Genomic DNA, 18,042 nt, shown 5'->3' with positions numbered 1-18,042 from the left:
TTCCTTCGTTCTTTTGCGAATGGCTTCTTAGCAATGGTTTTAAGCGAGGATTTTGCAAAGATTGCGTAATTGAATATTTGCAGAATCCCGAACTACATATAAAGGATGTGCAGAGAAATTGGATATTTCTAAACTCTCGCTCGACGAAAAAATCGGACAAATGTTTATTTGCGGATTTCATTCTCTGGTGCCCGATGACCAGATCCGCAAGCTGATCAAGGATTATCATTTGGGTGGCGTCATTTATTTCCGCCGCAATATTGATGAGCTGGAGCAGGTTGCCAGCCTATCTTCTTCCCTTCAGGAACTCGCTGCGGATAACGGGGACTTGCCGCTGTGGATTGCCATTGACCAGGAAGGCGGCATGGTGGCGCGTATCGACCATAAGAAAATGAGCCGGATTCCAGGAAATATGTCACTCGGGGCAACGGACAATCCGGAATACAGCTATGAGGTTTCGCGAATCAGTGCGGAGGAAATGCTGCAGCTTGGCATCAATATGAATTTCGCTCCGTGTCTGGACGTGAATAATAACCCGCGTAACCCGGTCATTGGAGTGAGATCCTTCGGGGAGAATGCGGACAAGGTCGCGGAGCATGGAGCAGCGGTGATCCGCGCTTTTCAGGAAAAAGGGATGTCCGCGGCTGCCAAGCATTTTCCGGGCCATGGAGATACCAGCGTGGACAGCCATATGGGACTCGCGACGGTGGAACATGATTTGGACCGTTTACAGCAGGTGGAGCTGAAGCCTTTCATCAGAGCTATTCAGGAAGACGTGGATGTCATCATGACGGCACATGTAATCTTTCCGGCGATTGAAACTGAACCGATTCCGGCGACGTTGTCCAGGTCCGTATTGAACGGACTGCTGCGCGAGGATTTAGACTATAAAGGCATTATCGTGACTGACTGTCTAGAGATGCATGCCATTGCGAAATTCTTCGGCGTTGGGGAAGGAACGGTCAAAGCTGTGGAGGCAGGCGCGGATGTCGTGCTGGTGAGTCATACGCTCAGTGACCAGATCGAAGCGTTCGAAGCGCTCAAAAAAGCCGTGCAAAGCGGACGAATTAGCGAAAAAACGATTGATCTTGCTGTTGAACGCATTTTATCCCTCAAGCAGAAACGGATCGCGAGTCTCCAGACGTCTGCGAAAGCGCCGGTTTTTCTTGAAAGACATCAGAAGCCGGAGGTGGATCGCCTGCTGAAGGAAGTATCTCTAAATAGCGTGACGCTTGTGAAAGACCAAGGACAACTCCCTCTGGAGACGAGCGAACCGGTCCTGGTGGTTTGGCCGGAGGTGCGTTCAGAAACACAGGTTGACGAGCCTTGGACAGAGGTCGTTACGCTAGGTGATGCGCTCTCAGGCTTCATGGCGAATGTGGAAGAAATCCGAATCAGCGCCGAGCCGAAACAAGCGGAAATCCAGAAGGTCTTGAGCGCTGCAGCTTCCTGCTCGCAGGTTGTATTCGCTACCTATACAGCGGGAAGTTCTCTACCGGAAGGGCAGCGGATTCTCGCGGAAGAACTTCAGAAGCAGAATCACGGCAAGTTAATAGTCGCTTCCACGCGGAATCCATACGATCTTAACGATATTCCCGCCATTCCTGCGTACTTGTGCTGTTATGAGAATACGCCTTATTTCATGGAGTCTCTGGCAGCCATATTGGTTGGCCGCGGCCAAGCGGGAGGTAAGCTTCCGGTCGGTCTGGACGAACCCAATACCGTAGGAGCAAGCTGATAGAATCGGCTTTTTATGTCAAAAATAATCATCACAGTATTAATGGGAGGTTCCTTTATTGTAAAGGAACTTTCCTTTTTTCATATTGATGGAAATAAGAGAGCAACTTTTCGTTGGAATTCGCGTCTAATACTATGTCTATTTGAGGGCGAGATATAAAAATGGAAGCATAAAGGAGTCTGTACATGAATTTCAAAAAATTAACAATGATTGCTGTGTTAGCTGCAGCTCAGACTGCGCTCGTTATTCCGGCCGCCGGTGCGGAAGGCATGAGTGTGGTTCAGCCTGAAACTGTGCAAGGCATTAATGCAACTACAACTGACAGCACAGTGAACACGTCTACGACGCAATCAGGCGGCACGGCAGGATTTGCTGGCAATTCCACGGATGGCGTTGCGAAAAATGGAGCCACCGAGGATAACCAGAACACCACAGGGGGAACAAACGGAGACAACGGGACGACAAGTACGGACAACTCCGGTAAAGAAAACGGCAACACGACGACTGGCACAACAACACCTCCAACGGGAGATCAAGGAACCACGAATGGTACGGATACCACGGGTGACGGAAGCGAGGCCGGGGGAGAGAACGGCCAAACTGAAACAACACCGGGGACAACTACCGATACGGGTTCGACAACAGGTACGGTGACAGCAACGACATATACCCAAGCAGGCTCGGATCAGCTGATCCTGATGATGAACAGCAACAAAATGTATCATAACGGAAAGCTCTATCTGGCCGGTCAACCTATGGCCGTTAAAAACGGTGTTTCTTATGTAGCGATTCGTGCAATGGTGGAACGTGCGGGCTTGAATCTTACATACGACAATAAAACCAAGGAAACGATCATTAACAAGGACGGTAATGAGCTCCGCTTCAAAACGAACAGCAGTGTTTATCGCGTGAATGGTGTCTCTAAATCGATGAAGGGACCTGCTTATCAGAGCAAGAACGTGTTTATGGTTCCATTAACGTCGATCACTCAAGCGCTGAATATTCCATATACGGTGGATCAAGCAAACAAGAGAGTGATTTTGTCGCTTTCGACCAAGCCGGTGGCCGCTTTTACGGTTCAGCCTAACGAGATTTTTGTTGGAGAAACAAACGTGACGTATACAACTCAATCGAAAACCTCGAACGGATTGCAGATTGTTAACGAGCGTTGGGAAGGCAAACAGGATATTTTCCAAGAGGCCGGGACTCATACGATTACTCATTATGTGCAGGATTCCAGCGGTCAATGGAGTGATCCATATACCGTTACCGTCAATGTTCTGAAGCCAAATGAACCGCCAGTGGCTAATTTTACAACCGACAAAGACGAGTATAAAATGGGTGAACCGGTTACGATCACCGATCTCAGTACCGATGATGAAAATGCAATTGTGGATCGCCAGTGGTTGAATGACCGCAAAGCGTTTTTTACCCCAGGGCCTGTAACCATTCGTTTGATCGTTACAGATAAGCATGGTGCGGTCGGCGAATTCCAGAAGACCATTAATATTACGAACGAAACGCTTTATACCGAAGAAGACTTCAATAAGCTGTTCACTCCGGTAGGCGACAAATATACTTTTGAAGGCGGCAAGGTACCTACTTGGCAGAGCGTACCTTTCACGTTGGGATCTGAGCCGGCAACGCTGATCCGCAGTAATAGTCCTGAAACCGTATATTCGGAAGGACTGCTGTACAAGGAGACTGCGCTCGGCAATACGCGCTTCATGATTCATCACGTGAATTCGGCCGGGAAAAATATGAAGTTGTATGTCATCGCGACGAATACGTACACGGATACTCCGGCGCAAATCACGATCAGCAATTTCGGGATGGGCGGTCCTAATCCATACCCAGAATTGACGGGTAAGGTATCCGTAGACCGTTATTTCCAATCGATACAGAATCCATCGGATAATCAAGTGATCAACCTGGCTCCAGGCGAGAGCAAAGTGATCATGACGGATATCAACAAAATCAAGATGAAGCAGGGCGATACGATTTCGGCCAATGCAGATGCATTTAGTGATTTGCCGATTCAATACAGCGTGGTTCTGGTCGATGAGAACAAGGATCCGCTACAATCTTTGCCATACCTGACGAATCTCGAACGCGACGTTCATAATCGCGGTACTTATCCGGATTCCGTTCGTTTGATTCGTTACGACGAGCCTGTAGGCAGCTCGCCTGTCCGATTGGTTCTTGGAGATAATAATCAGGACCCGAACCTTAAAGGTCTGGATGGCATCTATGGAACGGAAGTCTCGAATGCAGGGAACTTTGGCGTCTTGTACAAAATAACGCTTAGCCGCGTTGCTCCGCATACGCTGATTACCCTGAACCCTCGCGGCGGGTTGTACAGCGGCGTAGTGACGGTGAATGGTCAAGTCGTTCAAGTCGCGAAGAATACTTCCGTAAGCGCGCCGAATGAAGCCAGCGTGCTGTACCGTACAGGTGATTTTGAACAAAACGTGGAGATTATGTACACTCCATCGCCAGGAAGCAATCTTCCAATCAATTTGCTGCTGATGCCTTTGCCTCAGCAAAAATAGTTTGAAACGCCATTTGCTCTAGCTAGAAGCTGCCCCTACATCGAATGATGGATGTTGGGGGCAGCTTTTTTTCGAGGTTATAAGTAAAAGGAGCAGGCTATGAATAAACATACGAAAAAAGCGCCCCACCCATTCTAATAAAAGATGGGTGAGGCGCTTTTATATTATTCTCTAGGAGCTTCGGCTGCGCCACAGCAAATAGATGAAGAATGGCGCACCTATCGCCGATGTGAAGACACCGACCGGTATATCCAGCGGACTAAACAAATTCCTTGCGGCCACATCGGCCAATACAACGATAAAGGCTCCGCATAGTCCGCTTGCCGGAAGCAGGGATCCGTAAGAGGAACCAATCAGCTTTCGGGCAATATGCGGGGACAGGAGGGCTACGAAGCCGATGGCTCCACCCACGGAGATACCTGCGCCTGCAAGTCCGACCGCTGTGAAGATCAGAAGGGTGCGATCTCTCTCTACGCGGCTGCCAGCACCGGCTGCCAAATCATCCCCAAGCTGAAGCATATTAATGCGGCGGGCAAATACCAAGCTTAAGCCCCCCAGAACGATAAACCATGGCAAAATCATGTTTACATGCTTCCATGAGCTGCCGTATACGCTGCCCAGCAACCAGTTAAAGGCTTTTTGTGCCACGTCGGTAGGCCCGGTAACAAGCAGCATGGTGGAGAGCGAGGAAGCTACGGAACCAATGCCAACGCCGACCAATACGAGCATTAAAGGATTGATACCCTTTTTCCATGATAGGACATAGATGATCAGTGTTGTCAGCGCGGCACCTATAAAAGCGGCCGGCGGCAGCCAGAACACGCTTGCTGATGGAATCAGCGTAATGATGGCCGTAGCTGCAAGAGAAGCCCCGCTCGTTACCCCCATGACATCCGGGGAAGCAAGAGGATTGCGAATGAGCCCTTGAGTAATAGCCCCGGACATTGCCAGACAAGCACCGACCATTGCGCCAACGAGGACCCGTGGTAGACGAAGCTTCTGTACCACGACCACGTCAAGTGCATTGCCTTGTCCGAAAATCCCTTGCACGACAGCCCATGGATTGACATACTTCGTTCCGAAACCAATGCTTACGATCATAGCTAATAGGAGAAGAACGGCTAATACAACCAGCACGAAAATTTGTCTTTTACTCGTTAAAAAAGAGATTTGGTTTCCTTTTAAACGGACAGCGAATGTTTCTTTGGATTTGGATGAACGGCTCATTTTCTAAGCAGCCCCTTTCTAGCAGCGTGAATAAAGAAAGGAACACCGATAATGGCAGTCATCACGCCGATGGGAATTTCACGCGGCATGGCGATAAACCGGGCCGCGATATCGGCCAGCAGCAACAATATACCGCCCATCACCGCACTATAAGGAATAAGCCAACGGATGTCCTTGCCAACCACCGTCCGGGCAATATGGGGAATCACAAGACCCAGAAAGCCGATAGGCCCAGCTACCGCAACGGAACTGCCTGCAAGAACTACGATCAATACACCCATCGTCAGCTTCAGCAGTAAGGTTCTCTGGCCCAAGCTTTTGGCGACATCGTCACCCAGCATGAGCGTGTTGATGGATGAACTGATGAGCAAAGCAACCAGCCATGCCGCCAGCATATAAGGGAGAAGACTCAGCAAGATGTCCAAGCTTCTGCCTTCGACAGAGCCAGACATCCAGAACAGCACTTCTTCCATGGCACGTCCGCTAATGATGAGCATGCCGTTCGTCATGGAGCTGCAAAAGGCGGTGATGGCTGCGCCGGCAAGTGTTATTTTTAGAGGAGTAAGCCCCTGTCTGCCTGCAGATCCGAGGATGAAAACGAACAGGCAACTGACGCCTGCCCCAAGGAATGCAATCCAGGTAAATGAAGCCAGTGAGCTGACACCGAACAATACGAATGAAGCGACTACAAACAAGGAAGCGCCTGCATTCAAACCGAAAATACCTGAATCCGCCAACGGGTTCTTCGTTAGGGATTGAAGGAGTACGCCGCAAATGCCCAAGCTTCCTCCGACAAAGGCGGCGATGAGGGCTCTAGGCACCCGAACTTCGCGGACAATAATATGTTCGGTACTCCCATTATAGGAAGTGAAAGCCTCCAGAACCTCACGCCAGCCGGTACTATGCACGCCAAATAATACGCTCGCCGCCACACTAAGCAGCAGGATGATGATTCCGGCAATCAGACCCATCCATTTATATGTAGTTTTATGCAGCCATACTGTCTGCACCGTGTATCCCTCATTCCTATAGAGCAAAATAAACAACATATAAAAGTTTAAGGGGAGGGAAAAGGAATGTCAATGAATATCATTCTCAATTAAAGTGACAGAATGATGAGAATTCATAAGGAATATACCGAAATATCTTCAATTTTGTTGACAAGCAAAAGCTTTTTCGATTAGGATTAAAAACGATACTGATAATCATTATCAGAGAATTAAAAGGGGAGACACATACTTATGAAGAAATGGAACGGTATCATACTTATGCTGCTTGCGGCTGTACTGGTATTATCGGCATGCGGCAACGACAGCGGAAGCACCACGGGAAGCTCAGGAAAAGAGAGCGAGAATAAAGAGGCGGCACAAGGTTCTAACGATGCCGACCGTACTATTGATACAATTATGGGCAAAGTGACTGTCCCTGCACATCCGCAGCGTGTCGTCGTATTGACGAACGAAGGCACCGAAGCTCTTTTATCTATTGGAGTTAAACCGGTTGGAGCCGTGAAATCCTGGACAGGAGATCCTTGGTATCCGCATATTAAAGATCAAATGCAAGGTGTGGAAAGTCTTGGTGAAGAAGGCCAGCCGAATGTAGAAGCCATTGCTGCATTGAAGCCCGATCTGATTCTGGGTACGAAAATGCGTCAGGAAAAAATCTACGATCAGCTGACTGCCATCGCACCGACCGTATTCTCCGAAACGCTGCGCGGCGAGTGGAAAGAAAACTTCAAGCTTTGGGCAAATGCGGTGAATGAAGAGTCCAAAGGGAATGATGTACTTGCTGCATACGACAAGCATGTATCCGATTTGAAAGCGGAGCTTGGCGATAAGCTGAACATGAAAGTTTCGATGGTCCGTTTTATGGCCGGAAAAGCACGGATGTATTATAAAGACACTTTCTCTGGACTCATTCTGAGCGAGCTTGGCTTCGCGCGTCCGAAATCCCAGGATAATGCAGGATTCTTCGATGATGTAGGCAAGGAACGTATTCCGGAAATGGACGGAGATATCCTGTTCTACTTCACCTATGAAACCGGCAACGGCAAAGGTAATGAGATGGAAAAGGAATGGACGAACGATAAGCTGTGGAACAACCTTGATGTTGTGAAAAAAGGAAATGCCCACAAGGTTGACGATGTGATCTGGAATACAGCCGGCGGCGTGCTTGCTGCAAACCTGATGCTCGATGATCTGAAAACTTATTTTATCAAGTAAATGTAATGCAGTATCTAGAGAGGGGGCCCGGTTTCGGGTCCTCTCTTGCTTCATTGACTGTCAAATCATTTTGAGGCATTATTAGAAGTATCAGAATGCTGCAAATTTCGATCTTTAATTTACATTTACGTATGTCCAATTCACTAACGCTTTGCGTTGATATAAACGGGAGGATGAGCGTATGCTTTCGACAGAACAGATTATTGACGCTATGTCGGAACAGGGACTGCGCATTACCGACCAGCGGAAGACGCTCGCCAGATTGTTTGGTGAACATTCGGGCTATTTGTCGGCCAAGGATGTTTATGAGTACATGTGCAAAAAATACAGCGGTCTCAGCTTCGATACGGTATACCGGAATCTTAGAGTCATGCAGGAACTTGGAGTTCTTGAACAGGTTGTGTTCGAGGATGGCATGAAATTCAAGGCAAGCTGCAGCGAGGATCATCATCATCACCATATGATCTGCCTGCAGTGCCAGCGAACCTATCCGATTCAGTTTTGTCCGGTTCATTTGGCGGATGCGCCGGAGCATTTCCAGGTTGTGACGCATAAATTTGAAGTATTCGGTTATTGTAAGGACTGCCAGCAATCCGCTTCGGATGAAGAGCAGACAGCTTCCGCGAAAACCGGAAGGGCTTGATCTTATGGGAGTCGCACGTAAAGTCGTAAAAGGTCCCATTGTTTTCTACCGTAAATACATTTCGCCGTTGAAGCCACCGACATGCAGGTTCTATCCGACCTGCTCCGCTTATGCTTTGGAAGCTGTAGAAGTACATGGAGCTCTGAAGGGTTCCTGGCTTGCCGCTAAACGGATTGCCAAATGTCAGCCTTTCCATCCGGGAGGCGTAGATCTTGTGCCACCTCGGAAGGAACCTAGAGGCAAGGAGCCGCATAACGGAAACAGTCGCCTGACTTGACTGGGACGCAGAGGTTCAGTATATTAAGGAATATATGACATTTCCAACGAACGGATGAGTAGGAGAACATAAGCTTAGCTCAGAGAGCCGGGGTAGCTGCAAACCGGTCTAGGCTGGTTCACCGAATATGGTCCGGGAGGAACTGCTTTCGAGCGTCAGCGGGTACATACGTACCTAATGTGTAAGGGAGCGGCGTGATCCAGCGTTAATGGACGGTATCCGGCAGCTTGCCGGGAACCGATGGAGCCTATCTTTCGAGAGAAAGCGGGGAAATTGGGTGGTAACACGTGAGAGAACTCTCGTCCCATTAAGGGGCGGGATTTTTTTGTGTTCAAAAAATGAAAGCATTTCAGGAGGATGAATTCGCATGTCCGAAAAAAAGACGTTTTACCTGACAACACCAATCTATTATCCGAGTGACAAATTGCATATTGGCCATGCCTACACGACCGTTGCCGGTGATGCCATGGTGCGTTACAAGAAGCTCCGCGGCTATGATGTCCGCTATCTGACAGGAACGGATGAGCACGGTCAAAAAATCGAACGCAAGGCTGCTGAAGCCGGCAAGACGCCACAGCAGTTCGTCGACGACATTGTGGCAGGGATCAAAGAATTGTGGAAAAAACTTGATATCTCCAACGATGACTTTATTCGTACGACCGAGCCGCGTCATACCAAGGTCGTTCAGGAAGTGTTCGAGCGCTTGTTGGCACAAGGTGATATTTATAAGGGCGAATATGAAGGCTGGTATTGTACTCCGGATGAATCCTTCTTCCTGGAAAGACAGCTCGTCAACGGGAATTGTCCAGACTGTGGACGTCCGGTGGAACGGGTAAAGGAAGAAAGCTATTTCTTCCGCATGAGCAAATATGTGGACCGACTGCTTCAATACTATGAAGACCATCCGGACTTCATTCAACCGGTTTCCCGCAAAAATGAAATGATCAACAACTTCATTAAACCGGGGCTCGAAGATCTGGCTGTATCCCGCACCACCTATGAGTGGGGCGTGAAAGTCAAAAGCGATCCAAAACATGTGGTTTACGTATGGATCGACGCATTGCTTAATTACATTACGGCTCTTGGCTACGGATCTGAGGACACTTCCATGTTCGAAAAATACTGGCCTGCCGACGTCCATTTGATGAGTAAAGAGATTGTACGTTTTCATACCATCTACTGGCCGATTATTCTGATGGCTCTGGATCTGCCCCTTCCGAAGAAAGTCTTCGCGCATGGCTGGCTGCTCATGAAAGACGGCAAAATGTCCAAGTCCAAAGGCAATGTCGTTGACCCGGTAACGTTGATTGACCGGTATGGCCTCGATACGCTGCGGTATTACCTGCTTCGTGAAGTTCCTTTTGGCGCAGATGGAACCTTTACGCCCGAAAGTTTTGTAGAACGCGTGAATTCGGATCTGGCCAATGACTTGGGTAATCTGTTGAATCGTACGGTAGCGATGGTCGATAAGTACTTTGACGGACTGGTGCCAGCATATCAGTCCGGCGTAACCGCTTTTGATGGAGAGTTGGAAGAAGCGGCGAAGGCGGTCTACGCCAAGGTGGAGGAAGCTATGGAAAACATGGAATTCTCTGTAGCCTTGACGGCTATCAGCCAGTTCATCAGCCGCAGCAACAAATATATCGACGAAACCCAGCCATGGACGCTTGCGAAGGATGAAGCCAAACGCGGTGAGCTTGCTTCTGTGATGGTTCACCTGGTGGAAAGTCTGCGCATCGCTTCGATTCTGCTGCAGCCGTTCCTGACGCAGGCTCCTCGCAGAATTTGGGAGCAGCTCGGCATCGAAGAAGGCGAGTTGACCTCTTGGGACAGCGGTAAAACCTTTGGTTCCATTCCGGAAGGCACCAAATTAGTCAAAGGCAATCCGATCTTCCCGCGTCTGGAAACGGAACCTGAGATTGCTTATATCAAGGAAGCAATGACCGGAGGCGCACCCGCTGCCAAGGAAGCAGAAACGAAAGCAGAAGAAACAGCGATTACCGAAGCTCCAGAATTGAAGGAAGAGATCGGAATCGAGGATTTTGCCAAGGTTGAACTTCGCGTGGCGCAGGTGATCTCAGCCGAGCCGGTTAAAAAAGCCGACAAATTGCTCAAATTACAGCTGGATCTGGGTTTTGAGCAGCGCCAAGTCGTTTCCGGTATTGCAAAATTCTATACGCCGGAGGAACTGGTCGGACGCAAAGTCATTTGCGTAACCAACCTGAAGCCGGTTAAATTACGGGGGGAACTGTCCCAGGGCATGATTCTTGCGGCCTCCCAAGGTGATCAACTGACTTTGGCCACGGTTCCAGACAGCATGCCAAACGGAGCTGTCGTGAAGTAATCAACACCTGTTGGTCTGAACACCTGCAAATATAGCAATAATAAGACGGAATACCTTGTCTAAGAGGTATTCCGTCTTTTCTCTGTTTTTTGACGATACAGATGGTTTTGCGATTCATGCAAGGGCATTTGCTGATTCTGGATGGTTGACAAATTTTCTAAACCCATTCTATAATTTATTAGTAAAAATTACGATTAAGGTGGGTCATTGAACGGTGAAGAAGAAATTGCGGCTTAAAGCCGGAGCGGTATGGTCTGTGATGCTGCTCACGATTCTATTGGCTGCAGGTTGCGGTCCACAGAGTCAGGGGAAAATAGTTGAAGGCAAGGTCAACGTGGTGACCACCTTTTACCCGATATATGAATTTGCGAAGGCCATCGGCGGAGAGAATGCCAATGTCATCAATCTGCTGCCTGCAGGCGTGGAGCCGCATGACTGGACTCCTCGCAGTCAGGATATCGTGAATACTTCCAAGGCGCAGCTCTTTTTTTATAATGGTGCAGGGCTGGAAGGATGGGTCCCTCAGTTTTTGAAGGGCCTGAACAGAGATACCAAGGTTAAATCCTATGAGGTTAGCCGGGGGATCAAGTTGATTGAAGCGGATGAAGACGAGGAGCATCACGACGAAGGGGAAGGCCATAAGCACCAGCATCACGTGGATCCACACACCTGGGTGAGTCCAAAATCGGCCATGATCATGGTTGAAAATATGAAAAACAGCTTTATTGAAGCTGACCCGGCGCATCAAGAGGGTTACACTAGCCGCTATCTGGAGCTCAGAAAAAAGCTAGAGGATTTGGATCAGGAATTCAGTTCGAAGCTTGACGAGATGCCGCGCAAGGAAATTGTTGTATCTCATGAAGCTTTTGGCTATTTGGCTCGGGATTATGGACTGACGCAGCATGCCATTATGGGACTGTCTCCAGACGCGGAGCCGCGGGCTCGGGATCTTCTGCAGCTTTCCACTCTGGTGAAGGAAGAAGGAATTCATTTCATCTTTTTTGAAGAGCTGGTATCGGACCGTCTTGCCAAGACATTGGCTTCCGAGACTGGAGCAGAGGTGCTGGTGTTAAATCCGGTTGAAGGACTGACCGAGGAGCAGCTGAAGCGTGGGGATGATTATTTCAGCCTGATGCGCAATAATTTGACGAATCTGATATTGGCGCTGCAAGAGTAACGAATATGATAGCATTTTAATGAGAAAGGTAGATGTCGCATGTTTACGCCGATTATTGATGATTGCCATCAACCTGTGGTAGAGCTGGAGCAGATCTCGTTCTCCTACCGGGACCAGCAGGTTATCAGCGATCTGAGTTTTACCGTCAAGGAAAGGGATTTTGTAGGCATCATCGGTTCCAACGGTGCCGGAAAATCGACCCTGATGAGGATGATCGTGGGACTCCTGCCTGCTGGAGCCGGAAGCATTCGGCTGTTTGGACAGCCTATCCGCAAATTCAAGGACTGGGAACGGATCGGATATGTTCCGCAGAAAAATTCCTTTAATCCTTTGTTTCCGGCCACCGTCCGGGAAGTCGTCTTATCGGGTCTTTACAACAATAAAAATCTGTTTCGCAGAGTCAGCAAAAGTCAGCAGAAGCAGTGTGATGACGCTCTGGAGGTCATGGGCATTCAAGACATCGCAGGCAAGAGGATCGGAGAGCTCTCCGGCGGCCAACAGCAGCGGGCTTTTCTGGCAAGAGCGATGATCAACCGTCCTGATCTGCTCATATTGGATGAGCCTACGGTCGGAATCGACGCCAAAACGCAGGCGGATTTCTTTGAGCTTATCACACACATGCATGAGCATCATCATATGACCTTCTTGATGGTTTCCCATGATATGGGGATGGTCGAAAGCTACCTGGGCAAACATCCCAAACAGCAAAACGGAAACATTAATTTTTATGTCCGGCATTCACATGAAATTCAAAATTGCGAGGAGCGGGATCTGCAGCATTCGCTGATCTGATCCGTGGCTGTTTTTGCAAAAGGAGTCGTTCTTATTGGCTATTGATATTATGCTAAGTGATTTTTTCCAGCGGGCACTGGCCGGAGGCATTTTGATCGGGATTACGGCACCGCTGATCGGTATTTTTCTGGTACTGCGCAGGCTGTCCATGATTGGGGATACCTTGGCGCATGTGACCATTGCCGGCGTAGCGCTGGGTTTCTTGATCGAGGTCTATCCACTGGGTGCCGGTCTCGTGTTTGCGGTTCTGGCCTCTTTTGCGATAGAAAAACTCCGTAAAGCTTACAAAAGTTATGCCGAGCTGTCTATTGCCATCATTATGTCCGGCGGAGTCGCGCTGGCTTCTTTGTTTTTTACACTGGGTATGGGTTACAATACAGATGTGATGAGTTATCTGTTCGGAAGCATTTATACGCTGGATACGCAGGATTTGTACGTGGTAGGGGCCGTAACGCTGGTTGTGGTCGTGGTGATTACGCTCTTTTTCAAAGAATTTTTCCTGCTCAGCTTTGAAGAGGATGCCGCAAGCGTGAACGGACTGCCCGTACGCATGCTGAACATGCTGATTACCATATTAACTGCGCTTGTCATCAGTACAGCGATCAAAATCGTGGGAGCATTGTTGGTATCGGCGCTGCTGACCATTCCGGTCGCCATCAGTCTGTTGATTGCACGCAGCTTCAAATCTTCCGTCGTATTATCGGTGGTCATTTCCGAAATTGCCGTGATCATCGGGCTCGTCATCGCCGGCATCTGGAACTTGGCGCCAGGAGCAACCATCGTTCTTCTTTTGATTGCACTTCTGATTTTGACCATGGCCGGTAAAAAAGGATTTTCGAATTAATTATAGGGGGTACGGCCTTGTCAAACTTGAATGTTTGGATCGCTTTTTTAGCCGGACTGGCTTCCTTTATCTCTCCATGCTGTCTGCCGTTATATCCGTCTTATTTATCCTATATTACTGGCATGTCGGTCCAGCAGCTGAAAACGGAGCAGAATAAAAAAGAAGTCCGTTTCCGGACCATGACGCATACGCTTGCGTTTATTTTGGGGTTTTCCGCGGTATTTTACACGCTTGGCGTGGGTGCCGGTTTGTTCGGGAACTTCTTTAATAATAACCGGGATCTGATCCGCCAACTGTCTGCGATTTTGATTATTCTAATGGGCTTATTTCTCGTAGGTATCTTTCAGCCGAAGTTTCTGATGAGAGATTTCAAAATGGATTTCAAATTCAAACCTGCCGGCTACATAGGTTCCTTTATTTTCGGAATCGGGTTTTCCGCTGGATGGTCACCGTGCGTAGGTCCTATCCTCGCTGCCATTATTGCTTTGGCGGCAACCGAGCCTGGTGCCTGGTTCCCGTTAATCACGGCATACACACTCGGCTTTGCGATTCCATTTTTCGTACTCGCCTTTTTCATCGGCTCCACGAAATGGATCGTCAAATATTCCGGCATTATGATGAAGATCGGCGGCGCTTTGATGCTATTGATGGGCGTGCTGCTGTTCACGAACCAAATGACGAAAATTACGATTTGGCTGCAGGCGATTACACCTGAGTGGTTAAAGTTCTAGGTGAAATAATCGATGTTTGCCGATGGGAAATGCTCAAAAATCCGCTCTGTGATGAATTCGCGCAGGGCGGTTTGCTGTTCGTCGGGGTATACATATTTGGATTGTCCCCATCGGCCCCATTTCTTTTTGCGTTTTTCGATATCCATTTCGAGCTTGGTTTTCGGGTAACGCTGTTCAATGACGGATTTGGCCGTTTTGGTAAAACGATGTTGGATCAGCTCAAAAGTCAAATCCTTGGTTGCGTCCTTCGGCAATGTCTTCTCCAGACGGGCCAGAAGGTCCGCATAGCCTTCTTCCCAGCCGTCATACCAAATGATCGGAGCAATGATGAAACCAAGTGGATAGCCGGCGTGAGCCACTTTTCCCGCGGCCTCAATCCGTTCCTCGAAGTGGGAAGTGGAGGGCTCGAACTGGCGGATGACATAATCGGAATTGACGCTGAAGCGTATGCGCGTATGACCGTTATGCTTCAATCCCAGCAGCGGATCGACGTGATGGAATTTCGTCACGAACCGGAGCCTGCCGAATTCCTCATCGGCCATGAATGTGATCAAGTCAGCCAGGGAGCCGGTAATATGCTCAATGCCCACGGGATCGGATGTACAAGCGGCTTCAAAACGCGTGATCTCCGGCTTGCGTTCTTCGATGTACCGTTTGGCGGATGCAAGGATTTCATCCGTATTAACGTAGACGCGGACGTACGGCTTCGCTCCAAGCGTGGTCTGAAGATAACAATAATGACAGTGTCCCATGCAGCCCGTGGATATCGGAATGGCATACTCGGCCGAGGGCTTGGACTGATCGAACTCCAGCGTTTTGCGGACCCCGACCACAAGGGTGCGTTTAGCATTTTTATATTTTTCCAGATCGGTCTCACCCGGAAGGTTCGTGATACGGTTATGGGAGGTTGTCATTCGCAGCGGGATATCGTTGGACTTCACCCATTCCATTATTTTTTGGCCTTTGGAATAGTCCAGCGCATCCGGTTCAAAATAAACAAGGTCCGGTACGAACGGTTTGGTGGGTCTTAGTGTTCTTTTCGGTCTCACTTTCATGCCTGTCCCCATCGCTATCAAGCTCCTTTCCGGTTTATTATATGTGGCGGTTTTGTGGCGCAATCATGGGAAAAGAGTGGTTTCCCGGCAGGACTTGCCAAGTCCTCTCGTAAACATGTATCATTACAAGAGCAGGTATTTTGGTTCCATGATTCATGCTTAAAAAGAGAAAAGAGGGAAGAAGATGCCAACGCCCAGCATGGAGGATTATTTGGAGCGCATCTACAAGCTGATTGACGAAAAGGGATATGCTCGTGTCTCGGATATTGCCGAAGGCTTGGAGGTTCATCCTTCATCGGTTACCAAAATGATTCAAAAACTGGACAAAGATGAGTACCTCATCTATGAAAAATATCGCGGACTTGTTTTGACCAGTAAAGGCAAAAAGATGGGGAAACGTCTGGTGGACCGCCACAAGCTTCTCGAGGATTTTTTGACGATGATCGGTGTGTCTGATGAGCATATCTACACGGATGTGGAAGGGATCGAGCATCACCTGAGCTGGGATTCCATCACGCATATTGAAACGCTTGTAGAGTTTTTCCGCCGCGATGAGCAGCGTCTTCAAGACTTGCGGAATATTCACAATGAACTAGTGGGCGATTCGTAAAATAGGCATCTGTCCCTTCCAAGAGACGGATGCCTCTTCGTTTCTCATGAATGACAAGAAAGACCCTTTGGATGCGGCATAACAGCTGCCTTTTCGGGCTGTGGTGCGTTATGCCTGCAAATCTATCAATACTTGGAGGACTCGTAGAATGAGGTTTTGGAAGTTTCACAAATGGATGACCCTGGCACTCGTGTTCCTGTTGCTTTTACCTGTTACCAGTCGTTCTGTTCAAGCGGAAACTTCGAAGCAAGCCATCACGATTACGTTGGATGGAGATCGGATCAGCACAGATGTTGCTCCTTATATCATACCTAAGGTTTATGTCACGATGGTCCCGCTCCGTGTGATAAGTGAAGGACTGGGTGCATCCGTAGATTGGCAGCAGACTACGAAAACCGTCAAGATCGACCGCGACGGTTCATCTATGTCATTGACCAGCGGAAAGAACACGGCTTTCGTGAACGGAAGTTACGTGGATTTGGATGCATCTGTTCAAATCAAGAATGGCAGAATTATGGTGCCACTGCGTTTCGTAGGTGAAAATCTGGGACTGCAGGTACTATGGAATCAGTCGGCTCAGAGCATCGCTTTGTTGTCGGGCTCATACATACCAAACCTGCCGAATCCGGCCGAGCCCAATCAGCCTGGATCGGGGCAGCAATCGCAAGGTCTGCACGGTGCATGGATTTCTACCGTAACCAACCTGGATTGGCCATCCTCGAAAGCTGTCGGAAAAATAGACCAGCAAAAGCAGGAATTTGTCTCGATGCTGGATAAGCTGCAGGCGATGGGAATCAACGCCGTGTTCGTTCAGGTACGTCCTGCAGGGGATGCATTATACCCTTCGGATCTTGTCCCATGGTCCAAGTATTTGACTGGTACACAAGGCAAGGATCCCGGTTATGATCCGCTGGAGTTCATGATCGAAGAGGCTCATAAGAGAGGCATGCAGTTCCACGCGTGGTTTAATCCGTTCCGTGCGAGCATGGATACTGTAAAAAGCAAGCTGGCGGCTAATTCGGTCGCTAATGAGCATCCCGATTGGGTGGTGACGGCTAATAATCAGTTGATTATTAATCCGGGGATTCCGGAAGCCCGTCAGCATATTGTCGATGTCGTGATGGAGGTCGTAAACAAATACAACATTGACGGGGTTCACATGGATGATTACTTCTATCCATCGAGCGGGACCTTTAATGATGATACCACCTATAAAACCTATAATACGTCAGGCCTTTCAAAAGCCGATTGGCGCAGAGATAATGTGAATCAGTTCGTGCAGCAGCTGGGTCAATCGATTCATGCCGCCAAGCCTTCCGTGCAGTTCGGAATCAGCCCGTTTGGTGTATGGCGCAACAAAGCCACGGATGTGACAGGCTCGGATACTAAAGCCGGCGTTACGGCATATGATTCGATGTACGCGGATGTTAGAACTTGGATTCAGCAGCATTGGATCGATTACGTGGCACCGCAAATCTACTGGAGCATGTCCTTTAAAGCCGCACAGTACGACAAATTGGTTGATTGGTGGGCTGCTGAAGTTGCTGGCACTGGCGTAGACCTCTATATCGGTCAGGCTCCATATAAGCTTGGAACAACGGAAGCCGGATGGCAAAGTTCGCAGGAGATCATCAATCAATTGAAATACAATGAAAAGTACGCGGATATTAAAGGAAGCATTTTCTTTAGAGCGATGAATTTGATTAATAATCCTCTGGGTCTTATTCCGGCACTAACCGCATTTTATCAGCAATAACGCATATAACGAGTCATGAATCGACTCCCGTTCTCATACATTATTTTGAATAGATGAGGACGGGGGTTTTTTGT

15 protein-coding genes are annotated in these 18,042 nt (G+C 48.7%); 12 read left to right on the top strand and 3 right to left on the bottom strand.

The features are described from left to right. Nucleotides 1–118: 118 nt before the first annotated feature. Together nagZ and GRF59_RS15750 are read left to right on the top strand one after the other, a co-directional pair. Nucleotides 119–1,738 (top strand): beta-N-acetylhexosaminidase, encoded by a 1,620-nt coding sequence (gene nagZ, locus GRF59_RS15755; RefSeq protein WP_160498666.1) that lies wholly within the window; start codon nt 119–121, stop codon nt 1,736–1,738. 185 nt (nt 1,739–1,923) lie between these two features. Then, on the top strand, nt 1,924–4,290 hold the full coding sequence (locus GRF59_RS15750) for a copper amine oxidase N-terminal domain-containing protein (protein WP_160498665.1): 2,367 nt from the start codon (nt 1,924–1,926) through the stop codon (nt 4,288–4,290). Between the two features lie 171 nt (nt 4,291–4,461). Here GRF59_RS15750 and GRF59_RS15745 read toward each other — a convergent pair whose 3' ends face one another. Further along, nucleotides 4,462–5,517 (bottom strand): FecCD family ABC transporter permease, encoded by a 1,056-nt coding sequence (locus GRF59_RS15745; RefSeq protein WP_160498664.1) that lies wholly within the window; start codon nt 5,515–5,517, stop codon nt 4,462–4,464. Further along, nucleotides 5,514–6,488: a FecCD family ABC transporter permease gene (locus GRF59_RS15740; RefSeq protein ID WP_237391888.1), complete on the bottom strand. Its 975-nt coding sequence runs from the start codon at nt 6,486–6,488 to the stop codon at nt 5,514–5,516. Before GRF59_RS15740 ends, GRF59_RS15745 begins: the two co-directional genes overlap by 4 nt. Nucleotides 6,489–6,758: 270 nt before the next feature. Here GRF59_RS15740 and GRF59_RS15735 point away from each other — a divergent pair, with 270 nt between their 5' ends. The 8 genes from GRF59_RS15735 (at nt 6,759) to GRF59_RS15700 (ending at nt 14,547) form a co-directional block, all read left to right on the top strand. After that, nucleotides 6,759–7,739 (top strand): ABC transporter substrate-binding protein, encoded by a 981-nt coding sequence (locus tag GRF59_RS15735; RefSeq protein WP_160498662.1) that lies wholly within the window; start codon nt 6,759–6,761, stop codon nt 7,737–7,739. A 181-nt stretch (nt 7,740–7,920) separates the two neighbouring features. Next, nucleotides 7,921–8,382, top strand: coding sequence for a Fur family transcriptional regulator (locus GRF59_RS15730; protein WP_160498661.1), 462 nt, complete (start codon nt 7,921–7,923; stop codon nt 8,380–8,382). 4 nt (nt 8,383–8,386) lie between these two features. Then, a complete protein-coding gene (gene yidD, locus GRF59_RS15725) occupies nt 8,387–8,659 on the top strand; it encodes a membrane protein insertion efficiency factor YidD (RefSeq protein ID WP_160498660.1) in 273 nt (90 codons plus the stop codon). A gap of 367 nt (nt 8,660–9,026) precedes the next feature. Continuing rightward, nucleotides 9,027–11,003 carry a methionine--tRNA ligase gene (gene metG, locus GRF59_RS15720; protein WP_160498659.1) on the top strand — a complete coding sequence of 659 codons (1,977 nt, stop codon included), beginning with the start codon at nt 9,027–9,029 and terminating at the stop codon, nt 11,001–11,003. Between the two features lie 259 nt (nt 11,004–11,262). Continuing rightward, on the top strand, nt 11,263–12,180 hold the full coding sequence (locus tag GRF59_RS15715) for a metal ABC transporter substrate-binding protein (protein WP_160499111.1): 918 nt from the start codon (nt 11,263–11,265) through the stop codon (nt 12,178–12,180). Nucleotides 12,181–12,219: 39 nt separating this feature from the next. Continuing rightward, nucleotides 12,220–12,972, top strand: coding sequence for a metal ABC transporter ATP-binding protein (locus GRF59_RS15710; RefSeq protein ID WP_160498658.1), 753 nt, complete (start codon nt 12,220–12,222; stop codon nt 12,970–12,972). Between the two features lie 49 nt (nt 12,973–13,021). Then, the gene (locus GRF59_RS15705; RefSeq protein ID WP_160499110.1) at nt 13,022–13,816 is read left to right on the top strand and encodes a metal ABC transporter permease; all 795 of its coding nucleotides are present in this window, start codon (nt 13,022–13,024) and stop codon (nt 13,814–13,816) included. 17 nt (nt 13,817–13,833) lie between these two features. Then, the gene (locus GRF59_RS15700) at nt 13,834–14,547 is read left to right on the top strand and encodes a cytochrome c biogenesis CcdA family protein (protein ID WP_160498657.1); all 714 of its coding nucleotides are present in this window, start codon (nt 13,834–13,836) and stop codon (nt 14,545–14,547) included. Here the strand turns inward: GRF59_RS15700 and splB are convergent. Continuing rightward, the gene (gene splB / locus GRF59_RS15695) at nt 14,544–15,602 is read right to left on the bottom strand and encodes a spore photoproduct lyase (RefSeq protein WP_160499109.1); all 1,059 of its coding nucleotides are present in this window, start codon (nt 15,600–15,602) and stop codon (nt 14,544–14,546) included. The two genes, GRF59_RS15700 and splB, sit on opposite strands and share 4 nt — an antisense overlap. 184 nt (nt 15,603–15,786) lie before the next feature. On the opposite strand from splB, the gene mntR reads away from it, so the two are divergent. Both mntR and GRF59_RS15685 read left to right on the top strand, forming a co-directional pair. Continuing rightward, nucleotides 15,787–16,212, top strand: a complete 426-nt coding sequence (gene mntR, locus GRF59_RS15690) for a transcriptional regulator MntR (protein WP_160498656.1) — start codon at nt 15,787–15,789, stop codon at nt 16,210–16,212. Between the two features lie 148 nt (nt 16,213–16,360). Then, complete coding sequence (locus GRF59_RS15685; protein WP_160498655.1) at nt 16,361–17,968, top strand: family 10 glycosylhydrolase; 1,608 nt, start codon at nt 16,361–16,363, stop codon at nt 17,966–17,968. Nucleotides 17,969–18,042: the final 74 nt, after the last annotated feature.

It is taken from the genome of Paenibacillus dendrobii, assembly GCF_009807035.1.
Lineage (GTDB): Bacteria > Bacillota > Bacilli > Paenibacillales > Paenibacillaceae > Paenibacillus_AQ > Paenibacillus_AQ dendrobii.
The sequence above is the reverse complement of the archived record's forward strand: the minus strand, read 5'-3'. Positions and strand labels throughout refer to the sequence as shown.